Origin of the sequence: Erysipelothrix amsterdamensis, assembly GCF_940143175.1 — a bacterium.
Classification (GTDB): Bacteria; Bacillota_I; Bacilli_A; order Erysipelotrichales; family Erysipelotrichaceae; genus Erysipelothrix; species Erysipelothrix amsterdamensis.
Window position 1 is genome coordinate 1,457,409 of sequence record NZ_OW659496.1, and the last position, 19,879, is coordinate 1,477,287.

The 19,879-nt window shown below is 37.6% G+C and carries 21 protein-coding genes and 1 tRNA gene; 8 read left to right on the forward strand and 14 right to left on the reverse strand.

The window, feature by feature from the left end; genetic code table 11:
• Nucleotides 1-22 precede the first annotated feature (22 nt).
• Nucleotides 23-823, forward strand: a complete 801-nt coding sequence (locus tag NMG63_RS07020) for a Cof-type HAD-IIB family hydrolase (protein ID WP_254007559.1) — start codon at nucleotides 23-25, stop codon at nucleotides 821-823.
• A 40-nt stretch (nucleotides 824-863) separates the two neighbouring features.
• On the forward strand, nucleotides 864-1,589 hold the full coding sequence (locus NMG63_RS07025; protein ID WP_123171177.1) for a hypothetical protein: 726 nt from the start codon (nucleotides 864-866) through the stop codon (nucleotides 1,587-1,589).
• A 367-nt stretch (nucleotides 1,590-1,956) separates the two neighbouring features.
• On the opposite strand, the gene NMG63_RS07030 is transcribed toward NMG63_RS07025, so the two are convergent.
• From NMG63_RS07030 to NMG63_RS07075, 10 genes are all read right to left on the reverse strand, one after another.
• Entirely contained in the window at nucleotides 1,957-2,931 is a 975-nt protein-coding gene (locus NMG63_RS07030) for an ornithine cyclodeaminase family protein (protein WP_254006790.1), read from the reverse strand.
• A gap of 9 nt (nucleotides 2,932-2,940) precedes the next feature.
• Complete coding sequence (locus tag NMG63_RS07035) at nucleotides 2,941-3,825, reverse strand: sulfite exporter TauE/SafE family protein (protein ID WP_254006791.1); 885 nt, start codon at nucleotides 3,823-3,825, stop codon at nucleotides 2,941-2,943.
• Nucleotides 3,826-3,838: 13 nt separating this feature from the next.
• Nucleotides 3,839-4,636, reverse strand: coding sequence for a TrmB family transcriptional regulator (locus NMG63_RS07040; protein WP_123171175.1), 798 nt, complete (start codon nucleotides 4,634-4,636; stop codon nucleotides 3,839-3,841).
• 239 nt (nucleotides 4,637-4,875) lie between these two features.
• Entirely contained in the window at nucleotides 4,876-5,130 is a 255-nt protein-coding gene (locus tag NMG63_RS07045; protein WP_123171174.1) for a hypothetical protein, read from the reverse strand.
• Between the two features lie 129 nt (nucleotides 5,131-5,259).
• Nucleotides 5,260-5,634, reverse strand: coding sequence for a hypothetical protein (locus NMG63_RS07050; RefSeq protein ID WP_013853249.1), 375 nt, complete (start codon nucleotides 5,632-5,634; stop codon nucleotides 5,260-5,262).
• Between the two features lie 189 nt (nucleotides 5,635-5,823).
• A complete protein-coding gene (locus NMG63_RS07055) occupies nucleotides 5,824-7,917 on the reverse strand; it encodes a heavy metal translocating P-type ATPase (protein WP_254006792.1) in 2,094 nt (697 codons plus the stop codon).
• Between the two features lie 3 nt (nucleotides 7,918-7,920).
• Entirely contained in the window at nucleotides 7,921-8,256 is a 336-nt protein-coding gene (locus tag NMG63_RS07060; RefSeq protein ID WP_254006793.1) for an ArsR/SmtB family transcription factor, read from the reverse strand.
• A gap of 123 nt (nucleotides 8,257-8,379) precedes the next feature.
• A complete protein-coding gene (locus NMG63_RS07065) occupies nucleotides 8,380-10,194 on the reverse strand; it encodes a restriction endonuclease (RefSeq protein WP_254006794.1) in 1,815 nt (604 codons plus the stop codon).
• Between the two features lie 80 nt (nucleotides 10,195-10,274).
• Nucleotides 10,275-11,042, reverse strand: coding sequence for an HAD family hydrolase (locus NMG63_RS07070; protein WP_254006795.1), 768 nt, complete (start codon nucleotides 11,040-11,042; stop codon nucleotides 10,275-10,277).
• A complete protein-coding gene (locus tag NMG63_RS07075) occupies nucleotides 11,039-11,917 on the reverse strand; it encodes an NAD(P)/FAD-dependent oxidoreductase (RefSeq protein WP_254006796.1) in 879 nt (292 codons plus the stop codon). The genes NMG63_RS07070 and NMG63_RS07075 overlap by 4 nt, the downstream gene beginning before the upstream one ends.
• Nucleotides 11,918-12,043: 126 nt before the next feature.
• On the opposite strand from NMG63_RS07075, the gene NMG63_RS07080 reads away from it, so the two are divergent.
• A tRNA-Lys gene (locus NMG63_RS07080) sits at nucleotides 12,044-12,119 on the forward strand.
• Nucleotides 12,120-12,206: 87 nt separating this feature from the next.
• On the opposite strand, the gene NMG63_RS07085 is transcribed toward NMG63_RS07080, so the two are convergent.
• Together NMG63_RS07085 and NMG63_RS07090 are read right to left on the reverse strand one after the other, a co-directional pair.
• On the reverse strand, nucleotides 12,207-12,932 hold the full coding sequence (locus tag NMG63_RS07085; protein WP_254006797.1) for a Type 1 glutamine amidotransferase-like domain-containing protein: 726 nt from the start codon (nucleotides 12,930-12,932) through the stop codon (nucleotides 12,207-12,209).
• Nucleotides 12,933-13,013: 81 nt separating this feature from the next.
• A complete protein-coding gene (locus NMG63_RS07090; RefSeq protein ID WP_254006798.1) occupies nucleotides 13,014-13,196 on the reverse strand; it encodes a hypothetical protein in 183 nt (60 codons plus the stop codon).
• 113 nt (nucleotides 13,197-13,309) lie between these two features.
• Between NMG63_RS07090 and NMG63_RS07095 the strand changes: the two genes are divergently transcribed.
• The 5 genes from NMG63_RS07095 (at nucleotide 13,310) to NMG63_RS07115 (ending at nucleotide 18,054) form a co-directional block, all read left to right on the forward strand.
• The gene (locus NMG63_RS07095; protein ID WP_254006799.1) at nucleotides 13,310-13,792 is read left to right on the forward strand and encodes a hypothetical protein; all 483 of its coding nucleotides are present in this window, start codon (nucleotides 13,310-13,312) and stop codon (nucleotides 13,790-13,792) included.
• Nucleotides 13,793-13,878: 86 nt separating this feature from the next.
• Entirely contained in the window at nucleotides 13,879-14,904 is a 1,026-nt protein-coding gene (locus tag NMG63_RS07100) for a M42 family metallopeptidase (protein ID WP_254006800.1), read from the forward strand.
• A 251-nt stretch (nucleotides 14,905-15,155) separates the two neighbouring features.
• Entirely contained in the window at nucleotides 15,156-15,974 is an 819-nt protein-coding gene (locus NMG63_RS07105) for an AraC family transcriptional regulator (RefSeq protein WP_254006801.1), read from the forward strand.
• Between the two features lie 108 nt (nucleotides 15,975-16,082).
• On the forward strand, nucleotides 16,083-17,018 hold the full coding sequence (locus NMG63_RS07110; RefSeq protein WP_254006802.1) for a ketopantoate reductase family protein: 936 nt from the start codon (nucleotides 16,083-16,085) through the stop codon (nucleotides 17,016-17,018).
• A gap of 97 nt (nucleotides 17,019-17,115) precedes the next feature.
• Nucleotides 17,116-18,054, forward strand: a complete 939-nt coding sequence (locus NMG63_RS07115; RefSeq protein ID WP_254006521.1) for an IS30-like element ISErh4 family transposase — start codon at nucleotides 17,116-17,118, stop codon at nucleotides 18,052-18,054.
• Between the two features lie 18 nt (nucleotides 18,055-18,072).
• On the opposite strand, the gene NMG63_RS07120 is transcribed toward NMG63_RS07115, so the two are convergent.
• Both NMG63_RS07120 and NMG63_RS07125 read right to left on the reverse strand, forming a co-directional pair.
• Nucleotides 18,073-18,426, reverse strand: a complete 354-nt coding sequence (locus NMG63_RS07120) for a response regulator (RefSeq protein ID WP_254006803.1) — start codon at nucleotides 18,424-18,426, stop codon at nucleotides 18,073-18,075.
• Between the two features lie 4 nt (nucleotides 18,427-18,430).
• Nucleotides 18,431-19,861: a GNAT family N-acetyltransferase gene (locus NMG63_RS07125; protein WP_254006804.1), complete on the reverse strand. Its 1,431-nt coding sequence runs from the start codon at nucleotides 19,859-19,861 to the stop codon at nucleotides 18,431-18,433.
• Nucleotides 19,862-19,879: the final 18 nt, after the last annotated feature.

Below are 19,879 nucleotides of genomic sequence, written 5' to 3' on the forward strand. Positions count from 1 at the left end.
AAAATGTGCTAAAATAGTGAATATGGAAACTAAAAAAATAAAACTCGCGATTTTTGACATTGATGATACCCTCATCAAACGCGGAAAAGTCAAAATAGAAACAACAGCAGTTCAAGCAATTAACGATCTTAAAGCGAAAGGAATCGAAGTGATGATTGCGACCGGACGTGCTTTTTACTTCATCCATGATGATATCCACGAAACGATTAATCCTGATTACTATGTCACGATTAATGGAGCGTGTGTCTATGATCATAATAAGGATGTAATTTTTAATGTGCCAATGGTGCGCAGTGAGGTCAATGCAATTATTGACTATTGCAATCACCACGATATTGGTTTAGCCATGAAGATGCAGCAGGATATGCGTGTCTATCGAAATCTTGAAATCTTTCAAACGGTTTATATGCAAGGCAGTGAAAAACAAGACATTCTTGTGGATTATTCAGATGCTAAGTCTATCGAAGAAGGTGATGAAGTCCCTATGGGTCTCTTTTTAATGGGTGATGAATCCCTCATCGAAGCCTCAAAAGCGCTATGTCCCGATGGTCATTATGCCAAAGCCTATGCCGATGCCTATGATATATATTCAAACCGTGCTGGTAAAATAGCTGGTATCAAAATTGTATTAGACCGTCTTGGTTTAACATGGGATGAGGTCATCGCATTTGGTGATGCCGCCAATGACCTCACAATGCTTGAAATGGCTGCTATTGGGGTTGCCATGGGTAATGCACCTGAACATGTTAAGGAAGCAGCAGACTATGTCACAACCGATATTTTAGATAACGGCATCTATAACGCAATTCATACATTATTCTAAAACGCCGTACCAGGCGTTTTATTGCTTTCAAGGGGGATCTATGAAACCAACACTTTACACACTTTGCCTGCTCCTTTTATTAAGTGGGTGTCACAAAGAAACAAAACAGTATTCGAAAACCGAAGGGGCAATTGGATCGGATGTCTTAGAAGTAGAACATCTCGAAAACGTGGTCGTACCCGAACTTTTACGGCGCTACCAAAACATCAGTGTGGTTGACACACCGCCCATTGAGGAAGAAATTCTTGATGAGACGGATACAGAAGATGATGCGGATTCGAATTTAGAACAAGCGGATATTTCATCCTATGGCATCAATTATAATTATAATGGCGACAAACCCGATCTTTCTCACCCAATGATTGCAGGTATGCCTAGCAAACTGCGTCAATATTTCTATGCATTTCGTCGTGGCTACCACGAGGTTCCAGAAGGTTCGTATGCGTATGTTATGCCACATGAACCATATATCTATTTACTTCAAGATTGGATGATTATGGATACAGAAAGCATGTATCATGAGATGGCTCATTTATACGGATTTGCTACGGGAGCTCATGATACTTTAGAGTGGGAAGCAATCTATTTGCAAGAATGGCAAGATGGCACCTATGGATCCACAAACACATATGAAGCCTTTGCGGAATCCGTTGCTGGTTATTTTATCACACCGGATCTTTTGGATGGAAAACCACAGTCAAGAGCTTATGTACATCAAATCTTTAAAGATTCCGAAAAACCGATTATCCCTCAAGGTGCTCATTAATCCTTATGAGTAGACACAGTTGTTTTTAAATCAATGCTGAAACGCATAATAGCCTCATTGTTGAATGATAACGAACAGCGTAGGAACTAACATGTTTAAATGTCTTTGAATGCATGACAGTCCTTTATGGACACGAAAAGGAAAGTGAAATGATGGTTGAGGCTAACAACTGTGTCCACTCATAAATGAACTCAAACCAAGATTCACCCTAAAAACATTTTTATTCATCCCAAAACATTTATAATGAAATGAATTGCCTTCTTATTCTTAGAGAAAACCCCTTATCCACATTTATTGGATAAGGGGTTTTATTTTGTATCAAGAGCTATTTACGTCGACAAAACACATCAAACATCAATGTGATTGTTTAGATTTCAGTACCAATTCCCAATTCGCGTGCTTTTTCATAAATCTTATGAGCCACCACAACATCAAGAACTGCAGTTCCTACAGATTTAAAGAATGTAATTTGATCATCTCGTTGACGTCCTTTTGAACCATCAAGTGCTAAGGTACCCATTTCCACAAAATCTTCTTTTGTTTTAAGATTTTGTTCAAGAGCACTCAAGACATCCCCAGCTTCTGCGAAAACGCCATCAAATGTATCAACCACAACAACATCTGCTTTCGCAATCGCTTCAACAGGAACTTCTTTCATTTCAGAAGTATAAGCACCCACACCATTAACGTGAGCACCTGGTTTCACAAGCGAACCGTCAAATACTGGACGTTTTGATGTTGTAACTGCAGTAATAATATCCGCATTTGAAATGGCTGCATCAACATCTTCAACTAAATAAATTTCAGTATTGTATGACGCAAATTTTTCATTCATGCGTGCTACAAATTTTTCCGCAAATTCACGGTTAAGATCCACAACACCCACACGGTCTAAATCACGAACAACAAGCATCGCTTCTAGTTGAGATTCCGCTTGTCCACCTGCTCCAATTAAAACTGCTTCTTTCGCATCCGCACATGCAAGGTAATCCGTTGCCGCACCTTGAACAGCACCCGTTCTTAATTGTGTTAAATATGTACCATCGATCATGGCACAAACTTCACCCGTTTCCCCATCAAGAAGCACCATTTGTGCAGGTACTGCTGGTTTTCCAAGACTTGGATTATTTGGGAACACTGAAACAATTTTAATTCCTGTAGTATTCAACTCTGAAACATAAGCAGGCATAAATAAGTTTTGTCCATTTTTCGCATCAATATTTGTACGAAGGGGTACAGTTGTTCCACCTTCTGTATACATGCGTAACGCTTCTTTATCTGCTTCAATTGCTTCTTTCATTGAAAATATATTTTCGATATCACTTTTACTAATAACTAACATCATAGCCTCCTAGTTTGCTTCTACCAATTTTTTTGATTTAAAGAACTCTTCATAAATCATGCTTGCTCCACTATAAAGTAGAATTCCCGCTACAAGCCATTGTAACATACTTACATCTAACGACTTCACAAGGAAAACCGCAATAAGAACCCCTAATACTCCAAGTGTTGAAGTGAAAAGCGTAATCTTACGGCTATATTCTCCAAATTTAATAAATTGCATACTTCCAACAGGAACTGAGAATGTTGCAGCACCCATCATAATTGGGAATGCAACCCCTGGGTTAAGACCCATTCCATAAACCGTAACCATTGTTAGTGCATAAGAACCAATACCAATATTATTTAAAGCACCAAAGATAAAGATTAAGATTGCAGTCACAACAAGTTTCACGCCATAAAGTCCTGTAGCAGTTCCACCTGATGGAATAATATTCATTTTACCTGCAACAATTAATGTTGATGCAATTACAAGACCAATACCAATGAATTTACGAATCAATTCAACAGGTAGCTTCACAACAAAACGTGGTCCGACATAAGCACCTAAAATTTGTGCTCCAATACATACAAGTAATGTTGTAAGATCGACTTGAATTCCAGAGATGTATGATAATGCCATAACCGCTACGGGTAAAACACATTGTGTATTTAAAGTACCTGGTAAGCGTTTATCATCAACCCATTTTAATTTACGGTATAACACAGTTGAAATCGCAAAGTCTGAAATTCCAAATGTTGATAAGAAGAACATAATAAATGATGAGATTGCAAGACCTACAGTTGGTGCAGGTTCTGCTTTTGTTTCTTCGCGGTGTGCTAATAAATCCATTACAAATTTTACTAAGAAGGCTCCGTTAATTAAAACGATGGCTCCTAAAATCATTCCTAACATATTGTTTTCTCCCTTAGAATAGTGTTTTTATTTTGAGTAAGTCGGGTCCAAATTCTTTCTTCGCTTCTTCATCTAACGCATCAATTAATCTTAAGCAGTATGCATCATGACGTACATTCTCTTTGGCTAAAAACACCATGCTGGGTGCTTTTGTCCACAAGACCTCTACATTTTGTGGCTCAATATGACCAAAGATTAAAGCCTCATCATCCACAACAAGATTAATCCAACGACATCCACGGTTTTCCGCTAACATCGCTTCCTCAAAACCATGAGCGTAAACGTGTTTTAAATCCACATCGTAGTTCTTATCCTTGCTGTAAAGAATCACGACAAGATTTCCAGATCGCGCCTCAAACTGCTTAAGTTCATCATAAATGAGCGGTAAATCTTCTTCCCAAACTTGTAAAAGAACGGTTGATTTCGCATCACTAATCAAACGACGACAGCGGTTAAAGACGTTCTCATAACCCTTTAAACTCCATAACTCCGTTGATTCAATTTTATGACTAAAGCGTTGTAATTCATCCGAAACATCACCAAGACGATCATTCATTTGATATTTAAAGTTATCAATGACCTCTTGTATATCCACAGCACTATAATGCACAGGATCTGTTTGTTTAGAAACCAATACAGCACCCTTATCTCTAAGGCTCTCGAGTATGTTATACACCTTAGATCGGGCTACTCCTGATAATTTACTGGCTTCATATCCCGTCATCGGATTGTTCTGTAAAAGCGTTAAATAAACTTTTGACTCTGATTCTGAAAAGTTTAAACTCTTCAATAATGAAACAGCTTTTTCCATTTGAATCACCTCATTTTTGTAGTAGCTACTTACAGGTACTATTATAAACATCTTCATGAAGTGATGACGACTGTTTCAACACTCAAATACGATAAAATTTATAAATATCTGAATAAAACACTCAAAATACACGTTACTTTGTGAAATTCATAGCAAGGTTCTACAATAAACTTCATAGTTTCTTCACGGACATGCATAAAAAAAACTGGTTTCCCAGTTTATAAATCGTATTCAAATGATTATTTTCGACGTTTCCCAAGATATTTAAGCACAAGCGATACCAAGACACACGCCATCGCAATGTATAGATACCATTGTTGTTTCGTGAAAACCCCAATAAAGACAAAGATTAACGAAGCAATACTTAAAGCGAGGGATGCAATTTCCGTTTTCTCATTCGCTTGTTCTTCTTTCACAGCAGCTTGTTTTAACTGTTTTTTACTTACATGTTCCCCAGGAACACGGTTTTTCTTTTCACGTGATTTACGACCCATGATATGTCCTCCTCATTTAAAGTTACCCATCACATCATATTTACTTGATGATGCATACACTACATTTTAAACACTAAACGACTTTATTTCAATTCATCATGACATAAGAAAAACTACACTGGGTGTAGTTTAATCAGTCATTGCCCATTCCGGTAACACATTCCCACGGCGAACTAAAATTCCTTTTTGATAATCCGTTTGGTTAATAAAACGAATGGTCTCAAGTTCTTCCGCTTCGGTACAACCCCATAATAATTTCACTTCTAAATCTCTCTTTAAAATATCAGCGACAATCATCACAGCATCTGCACTTGAACGTTTTAAACTTCCCTTAAATACCTTGATTTGATCTGTATCTTCAAGATACCCATAGTCAACAGGATACACCATATTCATATACTTAGGATGGTGAGACCCTTTGACTTGAGAAATTACTACATTTGTTGATAATACGAGTGAATCGATTTTCTGCCAAAAATAACCATTGTTTAATAATTCCTGCATGTACATCATCCTTATCTCTCTACTGGTGATATTATAACCTTTGTTTCATAAAATGTAAATATATGATATTTTTCATGAAAAATGTTTACAATTAATCACCCTTTATGCAAACCGTGATTACAATTCCTGCTTCGCCTTGGCGCCTTAACTCCAAAAAAACCACAAATCTTACGATTTATGGTTCTAATTTTAAGAGCGTTTGATTCGCATAATTCGCACGGCATTAAGAACTGCAAGAATGCTTACACCAACATCCGCAATGACGGCCATCCACATTTTCGCTAGTCCTAAACTCCCCAATACAAGCACAAGAATCTTAATAACCATAATCAAGATAATGTTCATGTATGTAATGCGTTGCGTTTTCTTTGCAATGTCAATGGTCTCAAGAATTTGATGCGGGTTGTCATTAACTAATACAACATCAGAATATTCAATTGCGAGATCGTTTCCGACTGCACCCATCGAGAATCCAACATCACTCAGTCCTAATACCGCAGCATCGTTCATACCATCCCCGGCATAAGCCAGGGTTGCATTGCGTTCTGCTTTGATTTTTGAAAATTGTGACACTTTATCTTCAGGAAGTAATTCTCCATAGGCATCATCAATTCCCATATCCTTCGCAACCCGATCCACAACACTTTGACGGTCACCACTTAACATGACACTGAAAATATGACGTTTATGTAAATCTTGGATTAATTGTTTACTGTCTTCACGCAGTGTATCATCCAATTCAATACCACCAATTAGGACATCATTTAAAACCACAAGGACCGAAGTCATGTCACTTTCATAACTGCTTACATCATAGCCTTCTTCTTTGACGTTTTTAAGCGATCCTACAAAAACAGATTCACCATCCCAAAGTCCACGAATTCCTTTACCAAAGACTTCTTTAACTTCAGAAACACGTTCTAAGTTTACAGGTTTGTTGTAGGCACTCACAATCGCTTTCCCAATCGGGTGATTTGAATACGATTCTAAATGAGCAGCAATTTCTAAAACATCATCACGACCTGAAACATGTGTCACGACGAGTTCCCCTTTGGTAAGCGTTCCCGTTTTATCAAAGACAACACCATCGACGGCTGCGAGCGCTTCAATCGATTCGCCACCTTTAATTAAAATACCCGATTTACTTGCGCGACCAATCCCTGCAAAATAACCAAGCGGAATGGACAGAACTAGAGCACAAGGACAACTGATTACCAAGAAGACGAGACCACGATAAATGCCATCATAAGCCACACCTGTTGTGATTCCGACATATAGCATGATAACAAGCGCGAGTACAAATACGATTGGTGTATAAATACGTGAGAATTTCGTCATAAAGATTTCTGTTTTCGCTTTATTATCTGAAGATGCTTCAATCAATGTTAACATCTTCGAGATTGTGGAATTTGAGTATTCTTTCGTCACTTCCACCTCGATTGGCGATGAAAGGTTTATGGATCCGGAAAGAATGGTATCCCCTTCAAAAATATTTTCAGGCATCGACTCACCTGTTAGTGATGACATATCGAATGTTGTATTCCCTGAAACTACAAGACCATCCAAAGGAACTTGATCGGAAGGATTAATACGAATGCGATCACCAACCTGAATCACTTCACAGGCTACAATCTCCTCAACGCCATCCACAAGTTTACGTGCAAACTGCGGGCGTTTATTCAGTAAGGCTTTAATCGAAGCACGGGAATCATCGACAGCTTTATGTTGGAAATACTCACCAACACTATAGAAGACCATAACACCTAATGCCTCACCGTATTCACCAATTGCAAGTGCTCCGAGTGTCGCTACCGACATCAAAACGTTTTCATCAAAAAATTGTTTTCGTGATAAACCACTGACAAATGCTTTGAGTACTGGCCATCCAACTACAAAATATACCGCAATCGTGACTCCATTTAGCCATGGCGCCTCGACAAATAATCGTAGGGCAATGATAAACCCACCCAGCCAAATAAAGGGTGACATCCCTGCATCATCGTGATCATGACCTTCATGGTCATCTTTAGAATGGTCTTGAAGACCACCTTCTAAGGCTACACCGATGTTTTCAATACTCTGGATGGAATTGGTTACATTCTTTACAAATTCATCATCCACATCAATACCTTCTTTGATTTTGATTTTTGCTTTTCCCAAAACTACATCAACACGTGCATCTTCAATATAATCTTGCTTTTGAAGTTCACGTTCAATTTTACCGGCACAATCGGCACAATGTAATCCATCCAACTCAAATTTAACTTCTTTAATTGTTTTCATCGTTTACTCCTTTACGTGATCAAGTGCTTGACTAAAGATTTGCATTACGTGACTGTCTGCTAATTGATAGTAAGCATTTTTCCCAACTTTTGAACTTCTCACAAGATTCATCTTTCGAAGTGATGCCAACTGATGTGAGACCGCAGATTGCGTCATACCGAGAATTTCCGCTAAATCATCAACACAAACCGTTTGATGTGACAAGATCGTAAAGATTCTTAAACGGGTTGGATCCGCAAACATTTTAAACAACATCGACAAATCAGTATATTCATCTTCGGCTAAAAGTGTTTCTTGGAGTGTTTTTATTTCATCATGTTCTAATTCTTTTTGATTCATAATCCGGGTTCCTTTCATATGAGTAGTTGTTCATGTATTCATATTATACGTTGCTTTAAAGAAAACCACAAGCCCAAAACGTCAAAAAGTGGCGATGCCATTCGTTCGCATCACCACTTATTTTTATACTGTTTCTAAATCTCCTAAACGCTTAATGATATCCAAATCATGAATGCGTTTTTTTCGTGTAGCATAGTGCTTGATGATTCCTAAATCGTTACCATTTAGTAATTGAATCTTATTGGATTCTGCCAGCTTGCGCGCTTCCTCTGTGTAATTCGCATTTGAAAGAATAACATGAGCATCTGCCTGTTCATAGTAAGGAGATGACAGACCTTTAATTACGGATTGCTGATCAACCCGTGACTTCATGTATAGAATGCGAACATAGTAGGTAAACCCATCAGCACGATAAAGAACCATCTCCGATGGATTCACTTCGTGTTCACGTCCCAACACTGTATAACAAAACTTACTGAGTAAATCTTTGGTATACTGGTAAAACTGTAAATCCGTTTTGATATGAGCACAAGCGAGATCTAAAGATTGATCCCGTTCTTTTTCTTCCTCAAAAGCTTGAAACGTATCCACATATTTTGATTGATAATCTCTAAAGTATGCCTCATAGTTTTCAAGTTGTCTCAAAATCCAAATAATATCTTTGGATTTAGTCATTGAAATTTTTGATCCACGTCGGATGCATGCATGCACAATTGGACGTGTAATACTCTCATGGGCACATTCTGGGTTCTTCGCATAATATTCCAACCAATTACAGATATTATCATGAAGACTCTTCTCGGAATCCACAACCACATCATTAAAAATCGAACGGCCATCTTGATCATATTTACTATGATAGAAATCATTCACAAGATATCGGTATTCAAATTGCACACGAATACCCGGTAACGGATCGACGGCATACACATCATTTGTTTCATGATAGACACCGACAACAGAATCCGTTTTATAACACGCTTCTGAGAGAATTTTATATAAAGGATGACGCGCATCCAAATTCATCGCAATGCGTTCAAAGAATAAAAGTTTTGAAATCGCAATAGCACTCGCAATTGTTACGAAAACTGTATTTACACGTGTTGTACGAAAAAAATCAGGCGTTCCTTCCGGTAATTCAATTGATTCATTTAAGAGATAATCACTGAGACGATGAATCTCTAAGAAACGATTATCAAACATGCTTTTCGGACCGTTAAAATTATAGCGATCATTTTCAATTTCTTTGTTTAAACGATTCCAATCTGATGGATCTAAAATCCACTGAGTTAACGTTATTAAATAACGCACATCGATACCCTTTAAAAAGTTCTCATAGGTATCAAAGTTAAGACTGTGTCCAAATACATTTTGAACGCATGTATCAATACGGATTGGTTTCACAAGCTTGGCTTGATTTTCAACACGTCGTTGGATATCTAGAATTTTAGATATCTGACACATCGTTTGATAGGACTGTAGTTCTAGGGCATTACGAAATGCTTGTTCTTCAGTAAAATGTGTTTGTTGTTTCACAGGTCGTTTGGGACGAACACATTTCCCAGGCCATCGCCACCAATTTAAAATCCCTAGACCAATACTCCAAACAATAATAAGCCCCATATAAATGTAATATAAATCAAAAACACGTAAAACAGGATACGATAAAATCCACATTATGACCGATAAGGACGCTAATGCGAGTAACATTTGTCCTGGGATACACATACAAATCTCATACTTCTGACCAAGTTTTGTTAATTCACCACTAATCATAAACCCAAGAATCATCAACATCAGTCCCAAGCCATGCATTTGAATGGATATCTCCAGTTTTCCTGGTGCGAGGAAATAAAAACATGCACCTAAAGCAAGAATTGCTCCAGCTAAAAACACAATAAAGCCAAGAAGCATCTGAAACCTCTTAAAAATCTTCATAGAATTCCCCTCTTCGTCCTTTATAATAACAGTTTTAAACGCTTTGAACATAGAAAAAACAAGCAAAAATGCTTGTTTCGTTATTTTTTATCTAAAAGTGAGCCAATCGCATCCCCAACACTTGGGAAATCCGCAATTCCCATCGCTTTAACCGAAGGTTCACCTTCAGAAACCACAAAGCCACAGAACGCTTTAATCATCGGAATATCATTATAACTATCACCCATTGTATAAATAGGACCGTCGAAGTGGTAGTAATCTATTATTTTCTGTAAGCCCGTTGCTTTTGAAATCCCACGCATTCCAATATCGACAGCACTCACATTTTGATATGCAACAACACCAAAATCACAATACTTATTATTTATATAATTCGTAAGCCCTAATGCTCTATCTTGTGATGGAGTCACAACATACAACGCTTGAACACCGCCGTCATTTTTTAAATCTGATAAATCGGTGAGTGGAATATTAGGGGTCACAGGTTGAATCGATGCATCCATAACCACACGACTTAAGCGATACCCATCATTAACACCATAAAACGAAACACCAAAGGCTTCCAGATCTGCGATCATCGTATCCACCACATTTTGATTTAGATCACTGATAAATAATTCCTGATAATCATGACTTAAGACAACACCACCATTAATTCCAACAATAAAATCAACAGGTATCCCAAATTTATCAATTTCCGCACAGATTGAATGAATTGTACGACCCGTCACAATCCCAAACTTATGCCCTAATGCTTGAAATGCCTTAATCGCTTCAAGATCTTTCGGGCTGACTTCTGAATTTCGAAAAAGAGTTCCGTCATAATCACTGGCAAACACTTGAATCATGCTTTAAGACCACGCTTGATACCGCGAATATAACTAATCATATTCATTCCCGCTATACATCCATCTCCAACTGCCTTCGCAATTTGTTGGACACCAAAGGTACAATCCCCAGCTGCATACAATCCCGGCATATTTGTTTCCATATTCTCATTCACAAGAATACGACCGTTCTCTACACCCAAGCCTAATTTATTCGCTAGATCCGTTGTCGTTGCAGATCCAATCGCAACAAAAATACCATCCAGATCAATAATACCTGATTCCATTTCTACGCCAGAAACCTTCTCCTCACCGACAACAGTTTTTACTTTTTCTTCAAGGATGATACAGCGTTCGTCAAAAGTTCCGGTCACTGGTTCACCATTTGTAAGCACGTATACTTTCGATGCAATCTCAACAAGTTCCGCTGCCTCATGGGCTGCATACTCTGCACTCCCAACCACCGCAACGGTTTTACCACGATAGAAAAATGCATCACAAACTGCACAATAAGAAACTCCGCGTCCATTATAATTTCGAATTTTACGAATTCTCGGAATGTTTCGATGTGATCCGGTCGCAAGCAAAACACTGATGGCTTTATACGTCTCATTAATTGTCTCAACACAATATCCTTCCCCATCAAAACTAATGGATAACACTTCATCCGTTACCACATCAATTCCCAGTTCAATGGCTTGATTAATCCCCCGTTCAACCAATTCGACACCACCAATTGATGTGAAACCATAGAAGTTATCAACATCACGAGCCGTTTCACTAGCACCCAAATCTTTTCCTATTACAGTTGTGTCCACATTCCCACGTTTAAGATACACGGCAGCTTGTATCCCTGCTGGTCCCTTACCAATTATTAATGCATCGGTTTCTTTCATAGATATCTCCTTCAAACTCTTTCAATTATATGATATATAATTTTCGCATTCAAGTTTGATGTTTTTAAAAAAAGTGAAAGTTTTTATTGAAATTAAAAATCATAGCGTTATAATATAAAGGCAAACGCTCCGTTAGCTCAGTCGGTAGAGCAACTGACTCTTAATCAGTGGGTCCACGGTTCGAGCCCGTGACGGAGCACCATTGAGTTTATTACACCACTTTCGAGTGGTTTTTTTATGCTTATATACAAAAAAAGTTAGCGTTCCCTTGGAAACGGCTAACTGTTTTCTAGATATTTATTTCGATTTCAAGGACATCATCTTCGTGAAGTTCATGCTTTTGAATTAATCCTTCGACATGTGTAAATACATACGCTTTACAATGATTATGTTCTTTAAAAATATGCGCTTTTGAACCTTCATAAATCATTGCAACTCCATTTTCCAAAGCAATCCCTGGCATTGTCGGATAAGCTTTATAAAACTCATCAAAGGTATCACGCCCCGCTTCATTATAATGGGGTACATGCACTGCTTGAATAAAGCCAAGACAGGAGGTCATGATAAACTTCCAATCCTCTTGATTATGAAACGATTCGGAATCACTATGACTGTACTGATACCAACAGTTTGATCCTGCACTTAATCCCGCAAGAATAATACCGCGATGATAAGCATCTTTTAAGACATGATCAATACCACGTTGACGCCACAACTTAACCATCATGCGTGTATCGCCACCACCAACATAAATCAAATCAGTATTTAATAATTTATACTGAATCACAGCTTGCGATGGAGACTCCGAGACAAGTTTTAAAACATCCACAACACAACCTAGTGCTTCAAATCGTTGTGTAAGCGACTCAATATATTCAACACCATCAGAGCTTGCCGTCGGCAACACAAGTACACGCGGATGCTCCTTGTGTGTCATTGCTACTAATTCTTTTTCAATTGCGGGTGCACTCCCAAATACATCGGTGCCCCCACCGATTGTTACGATTGTTCCCATAAAATCACCTCTTTGATATATGAGATTAACACAAGATTGCTTAAAACACAAGAAATTTAAAACACCACTAAACCCAAAACGTTATTTGTGATCTTTATCTTTTAGACCCAATAAGCCATATAGAAAGTGTTCATTCAACATTATAAATACAAATAAAATTACAACAATCCCCGTAATTTTAACCTCTAGATCAAATGCCATAAAAAAGATTGCGCAAATAAGAATCTCAACCGACCAAATCATGATTTTTTTTGAATCCTTCATAGTGATCACACTCCTATACGTATTATAACACTCTCCCCTCAAAACCAAAAATATTAATTGAAGGACGGCTTTATCTAGCGTATGATAATTGAAAGAGATTGGAGATTTTGAATATGTTGAAGGTTGTTGAGTTGGAAAATGAAGTTGTACATCATTCTTTAAAATTAATTGGGAAGCGATATACAGAAGCTGATCAGGAAAATGGGATGTATCAAAACCAATGGAAAACATGGTTTGAAGGTGATTTGTTTGAGGATGTTATGAAAGACTGTGCACCGCATTATGCATCACCCATCGGATTCGTTGCGGAAGATGATGCTTATTGGATCGGACAAATTTTCAGAAGTGATGCTCCGGTACCTGCGACGTACGACAGTTATTCATTACCCAATGGTGTACTTGTTAATGTGTTTATTGAAGGTTCAACTCAAAATGGTGAACTCTTTGAAACACCGCTTGTTGATTTCGCTTGGAATCACCTAAAGGAAGCAAAAGTGATTGAACCGGAACGTCAACCTAAGGTGATACTGGAACGTTATGAATATTTTGACCCCAGCCAAGAAAAAACAATTATGATTATTGGATTTGTAATTTAGAGCATGCTATATGCTCTTTTTTTATGGATAACCTATGCTTAAAACATCAATTATGTCATAATACTTGTAATATAAAGGAGACACTTATGAAACATCTTATTCATGATTTAGAAACACTTTTAAATATTAAAAGTCCTACTGGGAATACTGAAGAAGCTGTACGATTCTGCGAAAAACGCTTCCAATCCCTTGGTCTTAAAACGTATCGAACAGTTAAAGGTGCGCTGATTGCGACCTTAGAAGGTGAATGTACTGAGAAAGAAGTTACCTTATCGGCACATGTTGATACTCTTGGTTGTCTTGTTAAGGAGATTACAACCGATGGTAAACTACGTCTTACTCAATTGGGTGGCTATGCATGGGCTACGATTGAAGGTGAACATGTCGCAATTGAAACCTTATCGGGAAGTTTTTATTCGGGAACAATTCTTACGAATGTCGCGTCTTCTCATGTCCATGGTGCCTTAACTTCCACAACAGAACGCACTCAAAAAAACTTGGAAGTTCGTATTGATGAGAAAGTTAAAACATACGATGATGTTATTGCTTTAGGGATTAATGTCGGTGACTATGTCCATTTAGATCCACGTTGTAAAGTAACCGAGAGTGGCTTCATTAAATCTCGTCATCTCGATGATAAAGCATGTGTTATAGCCTTATTTGGGATGGCCGAACACTTTGTATCCACAAAAACAAAACCAAGCTATACAACCAATTTCTTTATCTCTACATACGAAGAAGTAGGACATGGCTCCAGTGCCGCAATCCCTGAAAAAACATTTGAATTTATTGCGGTTGATATGGCTGCACCTGGACAAGGACAAACTTCAGATGAATTTTCAGTTACAATCTGTGCAAAAGATAGCAGTGGACCTTACGATTATGAACTTCGTAAACGACTTGTATCGCTTGCTTCACAAAACAACATCCCACACAAGATTGATATCTATCCTTACTACGGATCTGATGCATCTGCTGCATTACGTGCTGGATATGATTTTAAGGCAGGACTCATTGGACCTGGCGTTGATGCATCCCACAGTTTCGAACGCACACATGAAGAAGCCATCCAAGCTACAATAGATCTTGGTATTGCATACCTCAATTCATAATTCTAACCAAATCCAACGATTTGGTTTTTTTTAAGAGCAAGATTCATATCTTTTCGATGCATGTTTAATTTGTGAAATGAATCGAATAAAAGACAAAATATGTCGATTTACCGCTAATCTAGTAATTATACTACGCATTTATTGTGAACACTTTGAAAATTGTAAGCGTTTACTTGACACTTCATAAAAGCAAGTCTATACTGAAATTATAGGATAATGATATATAAAGAATTGTTTAGGGGTGCTAGGGTATGAATAATCTTTATTTCGAACATTATAGTTTTAGTCGTGCAGATTCGCCATTGATTGTGGAACATTGTGAGTTTGATCTCTCAACTGCAACCAATGCTTTTTACTGGCATAATGACTTTGAAATCATCTTAGTCAAAACCGGGCTCTGTGAGATTGATATTGAGGATGAGGTCTTTACAGCAATGAAAGACACCGTCGTTTTTATTAATCCCGGACAAACACGACGCATTGTACCAAAAACTGAGGGAATAACACTTGATCGCTATATCATTGATCACCGTTATCCTGAAAATTTTAATCTTGATTTAGAACACAAACAGTTTGAAACAATCTCACTGAGGCCAGAACTTGTAGCTATGCTGCATGTGATATCACTTGAATACGATGCAAGCCTCAATGACGCAACATCATCACTCAGTCCCTTAACGTATTCCCTCTTTGATATGTTGGTTAAGTACCAACCACGAAAACCCGTTCACACTGATCGAAAACATTCAAAAATCGATATCGTGAAGCAAGGAATTCAATATATGCATAAAAATTACAAAGAGGAATTAACACTCGATCAAATTTGTCGTGATATTGGTATTAGTAAATTCTATTACTGCCGTCTTTTTAAAGAAGAAACGGATACAACGATCAATAACTACCTCAATGAGGTAAGGTGTCATTATGCTTATGAATTATTAAGTGAGTCAAACCTACGTGTGGGAGAGGTTGCTAAAGCCTGTGGCTATAATTCTACTTCTTATTTTACCAAAATATTTAAACATTTATTTGGCTATCCTCCTTCACATGTGGAGAAAACTGTCGTCTAGTCCTTATTTAAAAAGCAGCTGAGTCCGTCGGCTGCTTTTTATGTGCACTCTCCGCTCTTAATTTTTCAGATGATGTTACAATACTTGTGAAGTAAAAAGGAGATTGTAATGAAAATATTATTTGCAGGTGCGGGTGCCATGGGTGCTCGCTTTGGTGCCTTATTGCACCGTAGTGGTAATGAGATTGTTTTTGCGGATGGTTGGCAAGCACATCGGGATGCAATCAACGAACATGGACTGAAGATGATTATTGATGGCGTTGATGAAGGTTTTGTTAAAATCCCTGCCGTTCTACCAAATCAAGTCGAAGGAACCTTTGATCTTGTCTTTGTCTTTACAAAAGCCATGCACTTGGATGCTATGATGCAAGATATTAAACATGTTATTACTGATAATACACGAGTTATCTGTTTATTGAATGGATTAGGGAATGTTGAGGTTATTGAACGATATGTTCCTAAAGAAAATATCTTTTTAGGAGTAACCGTATGGACGTCCGGTCTTGGAGGCCCTGGTATTGTGGATGCAGTTGGTACCGGTGCTATTGAACTCCAACAAGTTCATCAAACCCCATCACCCTTTAATGAAGAACTCCTTAAGACCTTAAACCAAGCAGGGCTTAATGTTGTTTACAGTGATGATGTGAAACAATCAATTTGGAATAAAGTTGCTTTGAATTCTGTACTGAATACCTACTGTACATTGATTGACTGTAATGTTGCTGAGTATGGACATTATGAAAACAATCGCATCCTCACTGAACTTGTAGTCGATGAAGTAATTGCGGTTGCAAATGCAGAAGGAATTGTGCTTGATAAAGATGCCTTGGTATCAAAAATAGAAGCTGTATACGATCCTAAAAAGGCCGGTAATCATTATCCATCCCTTTACCAAGATATGGCTGCAGGACGTAAAACAGAGATCGATTATCTCAATGGAGCGATTGCACGACTCGGAACAAAACACGGTATCGCGACCCCTGTTTGCTTAGCAATTACTCATATGATTCACGCTAAAGAAGGCGTAAAGAAAACACATCGTTAGATGTGTTTTCCCTAAATTCAAATCTCAACCGCACCACCCAAGGTGCGGTTGTTTTTGTATAATAAAAGGAGCCCACCCGACTAAAAGGAGCTCCCATATGAAGTATAAACAATTAGATAAAAAAATGAAAGACCAAATTGATATTCTATTAAGCATCGGCTATTCTATGCGCAAGGCAGCACGTAAACTCAATATATCTCATTCTACGATTTCTAGATATAAAAATAATGTCTATAAGAAACGAACGATTGATATCCGAGACAAATATTCCCACTTAATCGAATATCTGCATTCTCACTATGATCCTAAAGTTCATTCGGTAGAAGTATGTTTGAGTAACTATAAACGCTATCATCCATATAAACCGTGTGTTACATCGCAGCAAGTCTATAACTGGATTAACCAAGGTAAACTTGATATAAAACCAAATAGAATGTGCTATAAACGTCGAAAACGCAAAAAAAGAATTAGTGGAATGATGAATCACTTAAGATGGAACTTGGAAGAGAAAACGGTACTTCCAATTAGCCTTAGACCTAAATACATTGAGGAACGTAACGAGATTGGTCATCTCGAAATCGACTCTATAATCGGTAAGAAACATGAATCTGCAGCGATTATATCCATTGTAGACCGCTGCTCAAGAATGACCTGGCTTATTAAAGCAGAATATCGATATGACTATTACACATCAAACTTAATTCGAAAATTTATTGAAGAGAATAATATAACAACCAAATCAATAACAGTAGATAACGGACTTGAATTTAAAACACTAGGAATTACAGCCAAGCGGTTGGGTGTGAAACTATATAAGTGTGATCCATACTGTTCTTTTCAACGTGGAACCAATGAACGAGCGAATGCAATCGTTAGAAGGTTTATACCAAAAGGAAAATCAATGTATGATATAGCGCAACAATATCTTGATGATATTTGCTTCAAAATTAACTCAATGCCGCGAAAAATATTTGACTTCAAAACGGCCTATGAGATAGACTTTAATAAAAGTAAAAGTGGTGCGGTTGAGATTTGATAAAAGAAAAACACATCGTTAGATGTGTTTTCTTTTGTCATAAGTTTCAATCAACGTTGTAATCCGTTCATGTGTAATCTCGCAATTGTAGGGTTCGACTAAATAATCCTGTGCCCCTTGAACTAAAAGTTCCAAGGTGCGCTTAGGACGATAACGAGTTGTTAAGATGACAATGGGTTTGTGATAATTTTGATTGAGCCACGAAATCAATGCTGCCCCATCATGATCACAATAATCTATATCCACCAAAAAACAATCCGTATCCTCTGATTGAAGTGGAAACGTATGTACGCATTTCACACACCATGTTGGATCGAAACAATCCAGTATATCCAGATTCTCATGATGACTAATTATCGTGATTGTATACATGTCTTTAACTCCTTGGTTTATTATGATGCATCGTTTTAATTAGGAAAGTGTCTTGTTTAGTTTTAACCTTGATAAAACCTGCAAGTTCCTTAATCCCTGTCGATTCTATAATAATATAAGAAATTTGAAGTCGTATTGCAATCTGTTCGACACAATCAATCAGAATTTGACTAATAATTGGATCATTTACAGATTGAAGCGTTTCTATTTTATTAATTATAATAGTCGATGCTTCATCAACTTCATATACTAAAAAACCGATAAATGATTTTGGTGATGAAACCGTAATGAGTCCTTCCGTTTCACGAAGCGTCAAAGGCTTAAAATCTTTATGGAGTTCCGTTATAATCTCAGGAATTTGATGCATTGACCAAACGACACCGCTATAGAAATCATGATTTCTTAACGTCCATTGTGAGCGCGTTATGCCATACGATACCGAATCATAGTAGACACCCTTATAATAACGAGCCTTTTCAATTACTGCTTCACGTTTCAAACCTAATTTGTCACCAATTCGTTGCATACCTAGATTCCCTGACCATGTCACAAAACCAATGCGCTCGACTTCGTAATATAAAAATGCTTCATGAATTAATTGTTTCATGATTACTGTCCCAATTCCCTTTGACCAGTAAGTTTCATCAAAAATATCAAAACCACCATTCATCCAACGCGTGCGTTGATCTTGCCAATAAAGAGATGCCCGTCCAATAATCACATTATCATACAGAATCACCAAAGAGCGGGGATTATTTAGATAAAAAGGTGCTTCATGTTCAATAAATTCACGCAATGACATTTGTTGGTATTCCTCAAAATATGGGGCATCCAAATCACACCACGCATAATGATCTTCCTTAGCAGACAATTCCCAAACACGTGGTAAATCCGCATGACGAAATGGCCTGAGTTTGATCTTAGTCTCTAAAAAACTTTGTTTGGGTTTAAAACGTTCCCAAGTTAATTCCATCAGTAATTGACTTGGACGGTAGCCCTCAGGTGGATCAACTTCAATAAAACCAAGTGAGTTATACAAATGAATCGCGATGTGATTATCTGGGCTTGGGTCGACGTAGAGTTTTACGCATGAAGTCTTTTTGAAAACTTCCTGAATCAACCAACTTAAAGCATACCCACCTACATGAAATCGATGATATAGTTTAATATCAAGCTGCGCATAGGTATCAACAATTCGATAAAATAATTCACCGACATATTCTGTATTTTGGAATACACTAAAATGAAATGTGTTAGGGTTCGCGTGAATCTGCTGATACCATGTGTACATGGCTTCATCATCCATCACCAAACCCTCTTCAAAACCAACATGATACATTATTTGCGGATCTGCCCATAGACGTTGAAGATTTTTTAAGTCACGTTCCGTCGTAGGTTTAATGTCTATATTTAGACTCTGTTTAATCGAATTCATCACATCACCTCTTTTCTA